This is a genomic window from Mesorhizobium sp. USDA 4775 (assembly GCF_054062655.1).
Window position 1 is genome coordinate 281678 of the sequence record NZ_JBSSFM010000002.1, and the last position, 15063, is coordinate 296740.

A 15063-nucleotide genomic window follows, 5' to 3' on the forward strand; every position below is an offset into this window, starting at 1 on the left:
ACATTGGCCCATGCTAACGCATCGATGCGCTTCAGCCTGCGGGACGCCGGCCCCATCCCGTATGGTAACTAGGCGCCTTTTTGCAGCAGGTTTAGGCTTAGCGCACCGCATCCACAGCGGAGTGCCTCCTTCTTGCCTCTGTCTGGCGAAACGAAATAGATTTCGTTGCATTTGTCGCATATGAAGGCGTCCGTAAATCCACGAAAGGCAGTCACGACCGGTGCGAAATCCGATCGGTTGAGGTCCGCCCATTCGTTGAAGTGGACGGCCGTGTTGATCTGCCAGTTGTCGTAACCTGTTTTGATCTTGGCTTCCCCAAACCCAGTTTCGATCGCGTTGATCAGGTCCAGGCCTTCCTTCTGGTTCCAGGAATTGGCGGCCGCCTTTGCCTTCTTCAGCATCTCGCCGAGCGCACTGGTGGCGCTGGGCAGGAGATCACCAAGCATGAATTGAGCATCGCCGCGGAACTCCACACTGGCGCGCAGGCGGTCGCAAGCCTCCTTGGCAAAATGCTCAAGATAGTGACGCAGCAGCGCAGCCGCCGCTCTTACATCGTTTTTTGCCAAGTGGTCATCCAACTCGGCCCAAACGTCACGATCATCCCATTCGGCAGGACCCAGATCGACGGTCCAGGTTCTAAAATGGGCGAAGTTGCGGCCCTTGATGAGACCCTCGGACTTCATGTGCCGCAACCAGATTTCGTCGTGTGTGGTGAAGATGAACTGCGTGTTCGGAAATCTCTCCTTGAGCAGGGCACAAACCTGACGGCGGTGGCCGGCGTCGACCGACATAAGCACGTCATCGAGCACCGCGAAGGTGAAGTTCGACCCCAGCAGATGGTTCATGAGCGCGAGGTATAGGCACAGTCCCATACCGTCCTGGTGGCCCTCGCTGTGATAGGCGCCTGGCGGAAAATGTCCGCGCCCATAGAAATCGACGTCAAATGCCAGCCTGCCTATGGAAGGCATGAGTTTGGCGGTGAATGTGTTCTCATCATCTTCGTTGATTTTGCGATAGTAGCTCGCGAAGGTGGTCTCCACGTCCTTGTAGATCTTCTCCAGCGCGGCCGTAGTCACCGTTCCGTAGGTGTTGGAGATCCTGGCAGCGCGTTCAGCCCGGAGCTTCCCCGTTGAATGTTTCTGCCGTGCGATTCGAAGCTGCTCCAGGCGCTCTTGTGCCAGAACAAGAAAGTCCCGTGCCGCGTCCTGCTTGCTTGGTTCTGGAATTGCGGCGATCGCCTTTTCCAGCACGGTCAGTTCCGTCCCCAGTTGCTGGATGGCGTACGCCGCCATCAGGACCGCGACGGTATCGCCGAGAGGCAGCAGCTTTTGCAGCTGCTTGTATCTGGCACGAAGAGTTGAGCGGAATTCGTTCAGTGCGACGACATCGATTTTCGGGGAGAGAAGACCCGCGTGATCGATCATCGTGGTCAGGGCGGTGCCTGCACTGAACAGATCGTCGAGAACCGGCTTGAGTTCGGCTTCGAGCGCGGCGCGGCGTTTGCCCAGATCGTCAAGATGATTCAGCTTTTCGGCGAGATGCCCCCGAAATGCATCGGGGAGCTATGGCGGAAAATGGGTGATGACGGTTTGAGAAGGGCGGCGTATCGAGGCGGGTGATTGAAGCCTGCCAGAACCTCTCAAGGAGAGCGATACGCCATGAACGAGACTATCAACATTGTTCGCCTTCGTCAGCCCGACGAGATCGATGATCCCCTGACGGATGTGCTCCGCACCGGCGCGCGCAAATTGCTGGCGCAGGCGATCGAGATGGAGGCCGAAGCGTTTCTTGCCGAGATGCGGGATCTGAAGCTGCCGGACGGACGTGAGCGGCTGGTCCGGCACGGTCGCGGCCCGGAGCGGAGCATCCAGACGGGGATCGGGCCGGTGCCCGTCAGCCGGGTGAAGGTCCGGGACCGCGGCGCGACCGGCGAAGCGGACCGGGTCCGGTTTTCCTCATCGATCCTACCCAAATGGGCGCGTCGGACGCGAAGTCTGGACGCGCTGCTTCCCGTTCTTTACCTGCGCGGCGTTTCGACGGGCGACTTTCAGGAAGCTCTGGCAGCCCTGCTCGGCAAGGAGGCAGCGAACCTCTCACCCTCGGTGATCACGCGGCTGACGGCAGAGTGGACCACCGAATACGAGCGTTGGCAAAAGCGCGATCTTTCGGCGCGCCATTATGTCTATGTGTGGGCGGACGGGGTCTATCTCCAGGCGCGCATGGAAGACCATGCCGAATGCATGCTGGTGCTGATCGGCGCCACGCCTGAGGGCAAAAAAGAACTCGTCGGCTTCCAGACAGGGATTCGTGAGAGTGCGCAGAGCTGGCGCGAGCTGCTGGTCGACGTGAAGCGTCGTGGCCTGCAAATCGCGCCCGATCTTGCCGTCGGCGACGGCGCGCTTGGCTTCTGGAGCGCGCTCGATGAGGTCCTTCCCGGCACCAAGCACCAGCGGTGCTGGGTGCACAAGACAGCCAACGTGCTCAACAAGGTGCCGAACTCAATGCAGGCCGGCATGAAGACAGATCTGCGCGAAATCTTTTCCGCCCCGAACCGAGCCTCAGCCGAGACGGCGATTGCCGTCTTTGTCGAGAAATATGATGCGAAATACGGCAAGGCGGTCGACTGCCTGACCAAAGATCAGAATGCCTTGCTGGCGTTCTACGATTTCCCCGCCGAACATTGGGATCATCTGCGGACATCGAATCCCATCGAGAGCGTTTTTGCCACCGTTCGCCATCGCACGGTGCGCACGAAAGGCTCCCTATCATCGAAGACCGCAAGGCTGATGGTCTTCAAACTGGTCATGGCCGCCGCCAGGACATGGCGACGATTGAAAGGACAAAATCAGTTGCCGAAACTCATCGCAGGTGCCAGATTCCAAGATGGAATCGAGGTCATCGAATTGAAGCCGCAGAGCGCCGCTTGATCAGCCTCGTCACCCAAATTCCAGCATAGCTCTGCATCGGGCTCTAAGGGCGTATCGCATACCGGGCAAGCCGCGCCGTCATACAGTTCGAGCGCCGACTTGAGAAGAGATTCGCGTGACAATCCGTCGAGACTATCAGCGTCCTTACCGAGTTCGGTGGCACTAGCAGCGGCGGCGGTGCACTTGTCCTTGAACGAACTGGCAGCAAGCGTTTCCAGTGCTTGCTTGAGCGCGGCCAAATCTGCTGTGGCTTGTATCTTCGGGACACGCCCTGGCACGCTCGTAGTGGTCGTCGCAAGACCGTTGAGAGATATCTGCGCCCAGGTCAGCCAACGGCGCGAGGCCAAGCAGCGCGCGTTGTGGGTTCACCGCGTCGATGACCGTCTTCTTGTTGAGTTCGCTTACACCGAGAGCGGCGACTAGAGTCTTGACTGCGTCTGCCTCGGCACGCTGGAGCCCCGGAAGTTCCCGCGCGGAGGCATTGGCGATTTTCTGCAGCACGCCCCGAAGCTTCTCGATGTCCTCAAGCCGCAGAAGGGACTGAACCTCCTTTGATCGCTGGCCCGGTTCGGACAGGACGTAGCGGATCAGCTCGCGACGCGAAAGCGCGAACTACGGATGCAGGTTGACGCTCTCGAAAGTGGCAAGAACATCCTTGTCGGCGGGAGTGATCTCAGGTGCGCTTGCGGATTTTACCGTACGGCGGATTTGCGCCTTCTTGTTGCCGAGGGCAGGTATGGTGACGTCGAGGGTGACCGAGGCCGCCTCCGGTTTGCTGCGGCTATCAACGTGGGGGCAGTGCGACTTTACCGAAAGACCGCCGGTCCCCGCACCAGCGAGGCGGGAGACGTTGCCGGTCAGGGCAAATTCAATCGCGTCGACGATGCCGCTCTTGCCGGTTCCGTTCGGGCCGCAGGCTGCGAAGTTCTGCCCGTTGAGACTAAGTGTCAGCTCGCGGATGCCACGAAACTGCTCAATGCGTATTTTGTCGATCCGGATCATGAGGCATCCGGGAAAATAGCGGCGCGGATAGAAGGCTCGGCAAACACGCCATCGTCGAGCACGACCTTGCGAACCCTCGGTGCGACGTCGCCTAGACCTTCTTCCTTGTCCAAAGCAGCGAAGAATTCGCCAAGAATGTTGGCGGCGACCGACTTAACCTTCGCGGGCGGTTCTGCCGGAGACCGGTAACTTCTCTGGGGTTAGGCGGCGCGCAGGAGAGGCGGTTTGGGCTTGAATAGTGGTGGCACGTTCGGCCCTGGCTGTCGGAACGGTGCCCGCAATCGATTGCGAAGCTCGCCGTTGAGATCTGCCGTCCTGACCTGCATGAGCATGTGAGCACCGTGGAGCGACCACCGCATCTGCTGTTTCTTGACCATTCGCTTGCCGACAAGTGAATTCACCGCCGATTCAGCCAGAGTCGTTGCGACGCGAAGGCCGGCTTGGTAGCGCTTGCCATAGTTGACGATCGCGCCACGGTTCGAACGGATATAGGTCAGGAGCTGCAAGCCGAGGCTTTGAAGTCGGGCGATGGAGAACTCGCTGTCTCCTTGCGAAGCCTTCACCCTCTCCAAGAGTTGCTCCAACTCGGTGATCGCGCGATCGACCCGCCCATGCCACAGGCGCCACTTCACCGCTCTGATGTCACGGTCGATTGCAGGAAGCGCTTCAGAGAGACCCGATCGGGATCGAGCCATATGATCGGCGATCTGCTGCATCGGCTGGACCTTCATGGCGATGTGGAACCAGTCGATGATGTGGGCCGTCGGCTTCGGCATTGCGGCATTGCGCGGGGTAGCCGCTTCAGGATTTCGGCGCCGTCCGAAATCACCGTCACATCGCCAAAGCCGCGGTAGCCTACTTCCCGAAGCGCATGAAGGGCGCGATCCCGCATTGCCCGTTGGTCAGTGCTGCTGGTCACGAAATAGCGACCGCCACCTTCGCCCCGCCTGCCGCGGCCGCATCGGGCCACAACGAGCTCGAAGTTGCGCGCGGAATTGGAATCGGCGCTGCGAACATGCGCAGTATCGATGCTGATGACGAACTCTTCGCGGCGATCGCCGGGAAGCTGCATTTCAAGCTGGCGTCGTTCGTGCGTTTGCGTCCTTGCGTGCAAATTCTTCCTCAGCAACCTGATCGTCGAGCCGTTCGCCAATCTTGATGGTTCGCTTGCGCACGGTGGCATGCGTCTCGGTCGGCTCAACGGGCAGGAATTCTGCAAGCACTCTCGCCGCCTGCCGGTACGGCATCATGCTCCCCAGCCGCACCGTCAGTTCCATCAGCTCGGATGTCGCTCGATCCGGGTGCCTGGGGAACAATCCCGACACAGCATCCAGCGAGGATTGCGCACCTCCACGATGCCAAAGACAGTCCGGATCCGTCGCGTCGTGTAGTCCTTGACCGGCCGAAACCTGTGGCAATCCGGGCAGACCCGACGAAAAAGGGAATACGTCTCCGCCTCGTGGTTCACGACCGCGCTCTGCAGCGCGGTCATGATGGTCTTGCCGTCCTCGATCGACAGACCGAGGTCGCCGTCAAACAGATGTTCCCGGCTCTTGTCGATACGGACCGCCTTCCGGCAAACGTCACCGAACTCGTTCCTGCCCTCGATCGTGATCGTCCATTCTACCGCCATCGCTTGTGGAAGCATTTCCCACGAGCTATTTTCGGCAGGAATTTCCGAGGGATGGATGATCAATTTCGTGATTGAGAAGTGAAGGCAACGATGAGCAAATCGGCGGGACAATATCTGGATGCCGCAGGGGTCCAGGGCGCGTTGAACCGGGTCCTTCGCCCGCTGGTGCGGCTCGCCATCAAATGCGGGGTGACGTTTCCGGCCTTCGTCAACCTGCTGCGCCAGCTCTACGTCAATGTGGCGGAGCATGAATTCGCCTTGCCGGACAAGCAGCAGACCGACTCCAGGGTCAGTCTGCTGACGGGCGTCCACAGGAAGGAAGTCAGCCGGCTGAGAGGGGCGGGCGCCCCGGTGCGGGTGGTGCCTGATTCCGTCTCCCGGACGAGCGCCATCGTCGCGCGCTGGCTTGCCGACCCGCTGTTCGTCGACGCCAAAGGCGTGCCGTTGCCGCTGGCGCGCACGAGCGTGGCGGGAGAGCCGTCCTTTGCCGGCCTGGTCGAATCGGTGACCCGTGATCTCAGGCCACGCGCCGTGCTAGACGACTGGCTCGACCGGGAGCTGGTCGAAATCGACAGCAAGGATCGCATCGTCCTGATGGAAGGGGCGATGGTGCCGCGCGGCGACGGCGAGGTCCGGCTCTACTATTTTGCCCGCAATCTCGGGGATCATGCCGCTGCCTCGGTCGAGAACGTCCTGGCCGACGCTCCGCCCTTCCTCGAGCGCGCCGTCCATTATGACGGGCTGTCGGAAGGGCTTGCACGAACCCGCTTTGCGGGAGGGTGGAGACCGGTAACTTCTCTGTTAGGCGGCGCGCAGGAGAGGCGGTTTGGGCTTGAATAGTGGTGGCACGTTCGGCTCTGGCTGTCGGAACGGTGCCCGCAATCGATTGCGAAGCTCGCCGTTGAGATCCGTCCTGACCTGCATGAGCATGCGAGCACCGTGGAGCGACCACCGCATCTGCTGTTTCTTGACCATCCGCTTGCCGAGAAGTGAATTCACTGCCGATTCAGCCAGAGTCGTTGCGACGCGAAGGCCGGCTTGGTAGCGCCGTCGCGCCGCGGTTCGAACGGATATAGGTCAGGAGCTGCAAGCCGAGGCTTTGAAGTCGGGCGATGGAGAACTCGCTGTCTCCTTGCGAAGCCTTCACCCTCTCCAAGAGTTGCTCCAGATCGGTGATCGCGCGATCGACCCGCCCATGCCACAGGCGCCACTTCACCGCTCTGATGTCACGGTCGATTGCAGGAAGCGCTTCAGAGAGACCCGATCGGGATCGAGCCATATGATCGGCGATCTGCTGCATCGGCTGGACCTTCATGGCGATGTGGAACCAGTCGATGATGTGGGCCGTCGGCTTCGGCATTGCGCGGGGTAGCCGCTTCAGGATTTCGGCGCCGTCCGAAATCACCGTCACATCGCCAAAGCCGCGGTAGCCTACTTCCCGAAGCGCATGGAGCGCTCGATCCCGGATTGCCCGTTGGTCGGTGCTGCTGGTCGCGAAATAGCGACCGCCGCCTTCGCCCCGCCCGCCGCGGCCGCATCTGGCTACGACGAGTTCGAAGTTTCGCGCTGAATTGGAATCGGCGCTGCGAACATGCGCAGTATCGATGCTGATGACGAACTCTTTGCGGCGATCGCCGGGAAGCTGCATTTCAAGCTGGCATCGTTCGCCCGTTTGCGCCCTTGCGCGCAATTCTTCCTCAGCAACCTGATCGTCGAGCCGTTCGCCAATCTTGATGGTTCGCTTGCGCACGGTGGCATGCGTCTCGGTCGGCTCAACGGGCAGGAATTCGGCAAGCACTCTCTCCGCCTGCCGGTATGGCATCATGCTCCCCAGCCGCGCCGTCAGTTCCATCAGCTCGGATGTCGCTCGATCCGGGCAGATCTCCCGCAGCGGCGCAAAGGCAACGACCATGCCTGGGGAACAATCCCGACCCAGCATCCAGCGAGGATTGCGCACCTCCACGATGCCAAAGACCGCCCGGATCCGTCGCGTCGTGTAGTCCTCGACCGGCCGAAACCGGTGGCAATCCGGGCAGACCCGACGAAAAGAGGGAATACGTCTCCGCCTCGTGGTTCACGACCGCGGTCTGCAGCGCGGTCATGATGGTCTTGCCGTCCTCGATCGACAGGCCGAGGTCGCCGTCAAACAGACGGTCCCAGCTCGTGTCGATGCGGACCGCCTTCCGGCAAACGTCACCGAACTCGTTCCTGCCCTCGATCGTGATCGTCCATTCTACCGCCATCGCTTTCCCTCCGAACAAAGCGACGCTGATGGACTACGGGACCTAACAATCCGTATTCGACCCCAGAGAAATTACCGGTCTCAATGGGCGCATTCTCACATTTAAGTGCAGTGCGACAACTTCGTCTGCTGGAAAGACCGCAAAGGGCTGGCGACAGCGCTCAAGGACATCTACCGCGCCGTCGATGCCGATGCTGCTGAAAAGGCGCTGACGGTGTTCGAGGCCGGCCCCTGGGGCCAGCGCTATCCCGCCATCGGCCAGAGCTGGGGGCGTGCCTGGGGCGAGGTCATCCCGTTCTTTGCGTTCCCTGACGAAGTCCGCCGGATCGTCTACACCACGGATGAGATCGACAAGCGCTTTCTTTCCGGTCGTGGTATCCTTCAACGGCGCGGGCGACCTCGTGGCGAAGCGCGGCGCATCGGCTGAAAGCGCCGCCGGGCAGCCTTATTCAAGCCTTGCCGGATTGAGGCGCCCGCGCGCCTTTTCTTTTGGCGGTCGCGGGCGCCAGACCTCGACAAAGTGTTCGTAGGGCAATGGCTGCATAATGTTCAACGGCCCGCCCGCACACGGAATTCCTGACAGTCCCGTCACACGGTTCAGACGACGAGATCGTGGACGCGGTTCGTAGTCACATGCAGGTGGTCCTTTGCTTCCTGCATTTCGCCTATGGTGAAGCGCCGCCGACTTCCGTCATGCATCACGCAGACGACCGCCGCTTCCTCGCCGCGCCATGGATTTGCCGAGACCGACGACAAGCCGTGCGCTAAACAGTTTCGAAGCGTTGCCACTTCCTCGATATCGGCGAATAGCTGCTCCAGCCTCCGGTCGCCACCATCAGCTTCCGCATGACGCCATTGGGTGAGCACTGGCGCTTTCGTCGGTGGCTTGCCTTCGGCCGTATGGATCACAGCAAGGCACTTGCGTATCGCCGTTTCAAGAAAGCCCCAAAGCAATAGAAGTTCGCCGACCGTCGCCATCAGGTCGCGCATGGTTGGGCCAAGTGGCGGGGTGTCAGTCATGCCCAACTTGAACAGTTGGACGTGAACGGATAGCGAACACTGTCCGTTAAGCCATTGAAATCATTTGCCTTGAATTTCGGGCGCGAAAATGTGTGGTAACAACATTTGATCTGCTAGCCGCATGTTGTATGGATTTTATGGCATTTATTCGCTAACAACGCTGGCATGTTTGTCGTTGAGAGAGTCGCGCGCGGCCATCGCTATCTCTACCTCGTGGAAAGTGTCCGCGACGGCAAAACCGTTCGCCAGCGCACGATAAAGGCACTGGGCCGCAAGGATGCGCTGGTTGCCAGCGGCGAACTTGACAGATTGGCGGCCTCGATTGCGCGCCATGGCGAACGCAGCCTCATCCTGTCCGACATTGACGCGGGGCGGATTGCCTCTCGCCGCATTGGCGGTCCGCTGTTGTTCGGGCGGCTGTGGCAGCGGCTCGGGATTGGCGATGTGCTGGAAGAGGTGCTGGAAGGGCGCCAGTTCGGCTTTGCGGTGGAACGGGCGGTGTTCATTGGCACGTTGCATCGGCTGTTCGTGTCGGGCTCGGACCGCGACTGCGCGAACTGGATGGCCGATTATGGTATCGAGGGCGCCGAGGGTCTGGCGCTCCATCACTTTTACCGGGCCATGGCGTGGCTGGGCGAGGAACGCGGCGAAAAGGCGCAAGGCGCGCTGGTGGCGCGCTGCGTGAAAGACGTGATCGAGGAAAAGCTCTTCGCGCGCCGGCAGGACCTGTTCACCGACCTCAGCCTTGTGTTCATGGACACAACCTCGTTATCCTTCTACGGCGCGGGCGGCGAGACGCTGGGCAAGCGCGGGCATTCCAAGGACTTCCGCCCCGATCTGGCGCAAATGATCCTGGCGCTGGTCGTTGATGGCGAGGGCCGGCCGATCTGCACCGAGATGGTGCCTGGCAACACCGCTGACGTGACCGTCCTGTTGCCGGTGGTCGATCGGCTGCGAACGCGCTTCGGCGTCACACGCGCCTGCGTTGTCGCCGATCGCGGCATGATCAGCGCCGATACCATCGCCGCGCTCGAAAAGCTGGGCATGGAATACATTCTGGGGGCCCGCGAACGCTCGAGCAGCGTGATCCACAACGTCGTGCTCAATGACACGGCGCCGATGGTTCCGCTCGTTCTCGAGCGCCAGCGCGGTGAAACTCAGTTGTGGGTCAAAGAGGTCAAGTTCGGTAAAGACCGCTACATCGTCAGCCGCAATGACGCCGAGGCCGAGAAGGACAAGGCCGACCGCCAGGCGATCATCGCCGGCCTCGAGGCACAGCTCAAGAAGGGCGACAAGGCACTGGTCGGCAACTCGGCCTACCGGCGTTACCTCAAGGCCGGCGGCAAGAACTTCAAGATCGATGTCGGCAAGCTTGCCGAGGAAGCCCGCTACGACGGTATCACCGTGGTGCGGACCAACGCGAAGGTGACCCCGCTCCAGGCCGTGCTGCGGTATCGCGATTTGCTCGAGGTCGAGAGCCTGTTCCGCGCCGCCAAGGCAACCTTCAATACCCGGCCGATCTTCCACCAATCCGATGCCGCCATCCGCGGGCATGTGTTCTGCTCGTTCCTGGCGCTCGTGCTCAGCAAGGAACTGCGCCGCCTCTGCCGGGCCAAAGGCCTGACGCCCGAATGGCAGCCGCTCCTACGCGATCTCGATCGCCTCCAGGAAGCCACCATCGAAAAGGATGGTCGCATCGTCACAACCAGAACTCACGTCACCGGCCAAGTGGGCAACGTCTTCAAGGCAGCTGGCATCGCTCTGCCACACAACCTCGACGAACAACTCGCCTGAGATCCCCCCAAAATGTAGTGGTAACACGCGCCGGCGCGCGCCTAACATGCTGACTTAATGACATATTCTCACAGGCGGTGTTTAAGTCGGGTCATGCGGCTAGATTTGCGTGGGAACGGTGGAGTTGGAAGGTTGAGGGCAGAGCGTGCCTGTTGCAAAGGACAGCGCAGTGATCGAGGCCTGTTGCGCGGCGAGCATTTCCATCATGGCCGTCGTGTACCCAAGAAAGTAAGGGCCTTCGACGTCCGTGGTGAATTCATGCGCCGCGCTCTTGATACGCCGCGCGCTCTTCGGGTTGATGCCGACGCCGCTGCCAGAAAGCTGTGTCCCACCGTGCGGCGGCGGCATAGTGATTAGGGAGCGCGGAGGCGTAGTCGGCAAAGCCCTGCGAGGCGATCATCGCGTAGCGCGTGCGCGCGAGTTCGTCACGTCCGTCGACCATGTCCGACGCCGCATAGGCGGCGAGGATGCCTGAGCGCAGCGCATGCACGATCCCGCGCGACGAGAGCGGATCGGCGGCGAACAGGCTGTCGCCCGCTGCCACCCAGCGCTCACCCGCGGCTGGATCGACTGTGGCCGTTCCCGCCGATTTCACCAGCGTTGCAGTTTCACGCGCGCCAGGAGGCAGGAGCGGTGCGATTAGCTGTGTTGCCGCTAATGCGCGGTACCAGGATTTCGGGTCCCGCAGTTCGCTGCCGAGGTCAGGATCGGTCAGGCACGCCACCACCCGGCGTCGGTCGGGCAAGTCGGCGCTGTACCACCAGCCCTCGGGGCGCGCCTCGACGACCATTCGACAATCGCCTGGCGCGCGCTCGAAGAAGCGGGTATACGCCGCGAGGTGGCCGTGCACCCGAAGCTTCGCGCCGAAGGATCGCGCCAGCCTCCAGCTCCGGCCGGTCGCCCAGATCACGGCGCTGGCGACGACGTCCCCATCGGTCAACTTGAGCCGCCAGCCCTGGCCTTCACGCACCGCCGAACGCACCGCGCTGCCAAGTCGCACCTGCGCCCCTGCTGCAGCTGCCGCCTGAACCAGGAGCTGATCAAACCGTGCCCGGTCGAGTTGCCAGCCCCCGCCCTGGGCGGAGAATATACTGTGCCGCTCGTCGAGCGCCTCGCCAGCCCATGCCGAGACGACCGCGCGGTTGTCCACGAAGGCTGCGGCAAGGAACGGTGTCCAGACGCCGAGCTGGCGCAGCAGCCCCTGCGCCACCGCAGCCAACATCTCACCTGGCTTTGGCCGATCGTGCCATCCCGCCTCGAACAACACCACGCGCCGTCCGGGAGCGTGGTGGCGTAACCTCAGCGCTGCCGCGGCACCCGCCGGGCCGCCGCCAACGACGACGAAATCAGCCTGCTCGGACGGCATAGAAGGATGCCACTACCCCTGCCGGGTTCGTGCTGCCGCCGTCGCCCGAATGGGGGATGGTGCGCACCACCGACCCGACGATCGCGGGCACTTCCAGCCGGTCGGTGCTATCAGGCCAAACGGGTACTAGCCAGCCGATATAGTCGTAGATCCACTGCGCGCCGCCGACCACGCCCTTGCCCTGGAAGCGGACCTGCATCGGCGACCCGTAGCCGAAGCTGCCGCGCAGATCGAGCGACCATCCCGGCCCGCCGATCGTTCCCGAAAGCTCGGTCTCGGACTGCTCCGCAATGGCCAGCGTGCCTTCGCCGAACAAGAGGTCGTTGGCCGCCTTGCCGAGGTCGGGGTCGTTGTTGAAGCTGCGATAGGTCCAGTTGCCGACAAACGGATTGGTCACGGTCATTCTCCCGAATCTTCGACGCAAATGTATTTTTTCTGGGGTGAAGGCTGGTCGAGCTTGCCGCTGGGATTACGGACGATGAAGCCGAGCTTCGACCATTCGGTTACCATCTTGAGGTCGCCGGCAAGCGTCTGCGGAATGCCGCGCGCCCAGTTGCGGAACTGGAAGTCCTTGCCAGCGAGGTAGTAGGCCTGCATCGGTCGATGCGCCGGCCACCACAAGGTCTCCCACACGCGCCGCTCGCGCTCCATCAGCGTGTTGCCGACACTGTCGGGATAGAGGACGTTCCATTCCTCGTAGGTGACGTCGATCGTCTGGGTGGAGCATTCGTTGAAATCGGCCTGCCATGGCAGCCCGCTGAGCTTGGTCAGGTCGCCGGGCTGCAATCCCACATCGAGGTCGCTGCCTTGCGACAGCGGGTCGGAGGCATAGGCGATATAGCCTTCCTCGCTGACGCCCGCTCCCCATCGATTGGCGTTCTCCTGCGCCGCGGTCAGCGCAAAGCTGTACCACTCGGGGTCGGCTTTGATCCGGTAGGGCTCGCGCCAGATCGCCGGGTTGCGGATGATCCAAGTCACTTCACCACCCGGGCAGAAGGCGCCGCCGAGCCCGTTCGACAGCACGCCCTTGTCGAGACCGCGTCCGCCCGGCACGTTCCAGTCCTTGTAGGGCTGCCACGGATCGATCGCCGGGGTGAAGCCGGCATCCACCTCGTCAATGAAGATACCCGCAGCCCATTGCCGCAGCAGGAACAGTTGCGTGTCGGTCAGCCGCAGGAACTTGCTTACCGTCTTGTTGGTGATCGGATTGTCGCCGGCAAGCAGCGGCATCAGCGGCAGGTGATAGGTACGCGTCGCCGGATTGGCGTCGAGCCGGAACAGGTTTTCCTCCCCGGGCTTACGCAGCAGATCGAACAGATACTGCCGCGCGGAACGGCCGGGATCGGTCGTGGCATCCTTCGCGGCGGCAGTGAGCGCGCGGTCAAGCAACTGGCCGGAACGGTATTCGAACGCCAGCCGGCGCAGCGCAGCCTCGATCGGCTCGTCCGGATCGGTGGTCCGGTCCGGTTCGCCCGGCTCCTGCCGCGACGAGGCCCGGGCAAGCTTCAGCATCCGCTTGCGCGGTGGCGAGGCGGCCGCGGCGATGCGCGCGATCACGTCGGCGACCACCGCGTCGAATACGCTGCGCGCCTCGGCATAGGCGGGCTCGGCCACCGTGTCGTTGTCGGCGAACACCTGTTGCCAGCGAGTGGCATAGGTGCGCGGCGCCTCACCATCGCCAGGCGGACAGACCGCGGCGGTGAAAGCCGCCGCTGCCGCCTTGAGCGTGGCGGCGGCATCGCCAACCACGGCATCGTCAGCCGCGCCCGGCGCCTGCGTTGCATCGAGCAGCATCAGGCTCGGCTCCACCACTGCCTCGAGCAGCCGTCCGCCGACATGATCGTCTTTCGCGCGGCCTTCCTTTTGCGCCAGCGCACGCGGCGCGACCCGCGGCGGGATGCACAGGCGATAGGGATCGAACGTGCCCCGGCTCGACTGGTTGTGCGGAAAGTTCGATTGCTGGAGGATGTTGGCGAAATAGGAGAATTCGTCGGCGCGGAAAATGATCGGCCAGATGTCGCGCCAGAACCACGGCCGATAGGCCGGGTTCCACTCCACCAGTCCTGCCTGCCAGTGAAGCAAGGCCGCCGTGTCGGTCGGATCGATCTTTTGCGGCGCGTCAAACGTTCCGGCGGTACCGTACATGTCGGTGCGATAGGCAAATTCGCGGATCGACATGTCCTCGACCACATCCTCCAGCGTGATCATGTCGAGCACTTCAGGCGCGTAGCGCGGATAACCGACCAGCACCCAGGCGGGATATTCGACATCGATGTAGCGCAGCGCCTGGACGCGCTCCTCCATCATTACCAGGCGGGCCATCACCGGCCCGTCCGAAATGTCGTCGAACCAGCCGTCGCTGTTGGCGTAGGTCTCGATGCGCGGATGGCCAAACCCGCTGAGGAACGAGCCGCTGTTGCCGTGCCCGCCAAGCAGCAGCAGCCGTCCGCTGTCGTCGGTCATCATTTCGCCCAGCGTGTCGATGTCGTTTGGCGCCATCCCGGTCGGCGGGAAGGTGACGGCATAGGCCGAGTTGGTGTCTCGCCCGAAGCTCGCCTTGCGCCGCGCGGTGCAGTCGACGGCTTGCGGGCCGGCGTCGATGATCAGCTTCTGCCGTTCGACGGGATCGGTGATGCCGGCGTTGCGCAACGGCGCGTCGGCGGCATAACCCGCCTCGCCGCGCAGCCCGTCGAACGTGAACCATGCCGCCTTCTTGTTGGCGAGCTGAACGCGCCACTGGATGTCGACCAGCTTGCCGCGATTGCCGCCACCTTCGACATGGTCGCCGATCTTCAGCGGGCTGCCCAGTGGATTGACCGCGTCATAGACGAATATCTGGAAACGCGCGGCCTGGCGCTTGATGCGGCCCTTGCTGTCCTTGAAGTTTTTGATCGGCGCGTCGTCTTTCGCGGCATTGCCGTTGGCATCGCATTCGATCGGCAACTGCGCCGGCTTTTCCGGCGAGATGCAGAAACCCTCGGGGCTGTCGCCGAGCCGGGCGATGCCGACGGCCGGGTGGATACAATAGACTGTTGGGTCGGCCATTTGATTTCTCCTCGGTGCCTGCGCCGGCCGTGTC

11 protein-coding genes and 3 pseudogenes are annotated in these 15063 nt (G+C 62.3%); 5 read left to right on the plus strand and 9 right to left on the minus strand.

Translation table 11 applies throughout. The features are described from left to right. Positions 1-68 precede the first annotated feature (68 nt). Positions 69-1424: a hypothetical protein gene (locus ACVILI_RS33280; RefSeq protein WP_457102795.1), complete on the minus strand. Its 1356-nt coding sequence runs from the start codon at positions 1422-1424 to the stop codon at positions 69-71. Here ACVILI_RS33280 and ACVILI_RS33285 point away from each other — a divergent pair. After that, a complete protein-coding gene (locus tag ACVILI_RS33285; protein ID WP_240565543.1) occupies positions 1413-1619 on the plus strand; it encodes a hypothetical protein in 207 nt (68 codons plus the stop codon). The genes ACVILI_RS33280 and ACVILI_RS33285 overlap by 12 nt on opposite strands. A gap of 39 nt (positions 1620-1658) precedes the next feature. Next, on the plus strand, positions 1659-2927 hold the full coding sequence (locus tag ACVILI_RS33290; protein ID WP_457102496.1) for an IS256 family transposase: 1269 nt from the start codon (positions 1659-1661) through the stop codon (positions 2925-2927). Here the strand turns inward: ACVILI_RS33290 and ACVILI_RS33295 are convergent. The 3 genes and pseudogenes from ACVILI_RS33295 to ACVILI_RS33305 form a co-directional block, all read right to left on the minus strand. After that, positions 2846-3274: a hypothetical protein gene (locus ACVILI_RS33295; RefSeq protein WP_240565450.1), complete on the minus strand. Its 429-nt coding sequence runs from the start codon at positions 3272-3274 to the stop codon at positions 2846-2848. The genes ACVILI_RS33290 and ACVILI_RS33295 overlap by 82 nt on opposite strands. A 265-nt stretch (positions 3275-3539) precedes the next feature. Then, the gene (locus ACVILI_RS33300; RefSeq protein ID WP_240565448.1) at positions 3540-3929 is read right to left on the minus strand and encodes an AAA family ATPase; all 390 of its coding nucleotides are present in this window, start codon (positions 3927-3929) and stop codon (positions 3540-3542) included. Positions 3930-4129: 200 nt separating this feature from the next. After that, a pseudogene (locus tag ACVILI_RS33305) lies at positions 4130-5562 on the minus strand (ISKra4 family transposase). 90 nt (positions 5563-5652) lie between these two features. On the opposite strand from ACVILI_RS33305, the gene ACVILI_RS33310 reads away from it, so the two are divergent. Continuing rightward, a complete protein-coding gene (locus ACVILI_RS33310) occupies positions 5653-6402 on the plus strand; it encodes a DUF6502 family protein (protein ID WP_240565449.1) in 750 nt (249 codons plus the stop codon). Here ACVILI_RS33310 and ACVILI_RS33315 read toward each other — a convergent pair. Beyond that, positions 6364-7805, minus strand: a pseudogene (locus tag ACVILI_RS33315) (ISKra4 family transposase). The gene ACVILI_RS33310 and the pseudogene ACVILI_RS33315 sit on opposite strands and share 39 nt — an antisense overlap. 117 nt (positions 7806-7922) lie before the next feature. On the opposite strand from ACVILI_RS33315, the pseudogene ACVILI_RS33320 reads away from it, so the two are divergent. After that, positions 7923-8198 (plus strand): annotated as a pseudogene (locus ACVILI_RS33320) (transposase); the annotation flags it as partial. A 203-nt stretch (positions 8199-8401) separates the two neighbouring features. On the opposite strand, the gene ACVILI_RS33325 reads toward ACVILI_RS33320, so the two are convergent. Further along, entirely contained in the window at positions 8402-8824 is a 423-nt protein-coding gene (locus ACVILI_RS33325) for a hypothetical protein (protein WP_148307452.1), read from the minus strand. A 165-nt stretch (positions 8825-8989) separates the two neighbouring features. Here ACVILI_RS33325 and ACVILI_RS33330 point away from each other — a divergent pair, with 165 nt between their 5' ends. Next, positions 8990-10618 carry an IS1634 family transposase gene (locus ACVILI_RS33330; protein ID WP_038655116.1) on the plus strand — a complete coding sequence of 543 codons (1629 nt, stop codon included), beginning with the start codon at positions 8990-8992 and terminating at the stop codon, positions 10616-10618. A gap of 256 nt (positions 10619-10874) precedes the next feature. Here ACVILI_RS33330 and ACVILI_RS33335 read toward each other — a convergent pair whose 3' ends face one another. The 3 genes from ACVILI_RS33335 to ACVILI_RS33345 are packed head-to-tail and all read right to left on the minus strand — an operon-like array spanning position 10875 to position 15029. Then, complete coding sequence (locus ACVILI_RS33335; protein WP_051726966.1) at positions 10875-11984, minus strand: NAD(P)/FAD-dependent oxidoreductase; 1110 nt, start codon at positions 11982-11984, stop codon at positions 10875-10877. Further along, a complete protein-coding gene (locus tag ACVILI_RS33340; RefSeq protein WP_240565417.1) occupies positions 11965-12381 on the minus strand; it encodes a hypothetical protein in 417 nt (138 codons plus the stop codon). The genes ACVILI_RS33335 and ACVILI_RS33340 overlap by 20 nt, the downstream gene beginning before the upstream one ends. Positions 12382-12383: 2 nt before the next feature. Then, positions 12384-15029, minus strand: coding sequence for a LodA/GoxA family CTQ-dependent oxidase (locus ACVILI_RS33345; protein ID WP_091586496.1), 2646 nt, complete (start codon positions 15027-15029; stop codon positions 12384-12386). Positions 15030-15063 lie beyond the last annotated feature (34 nt).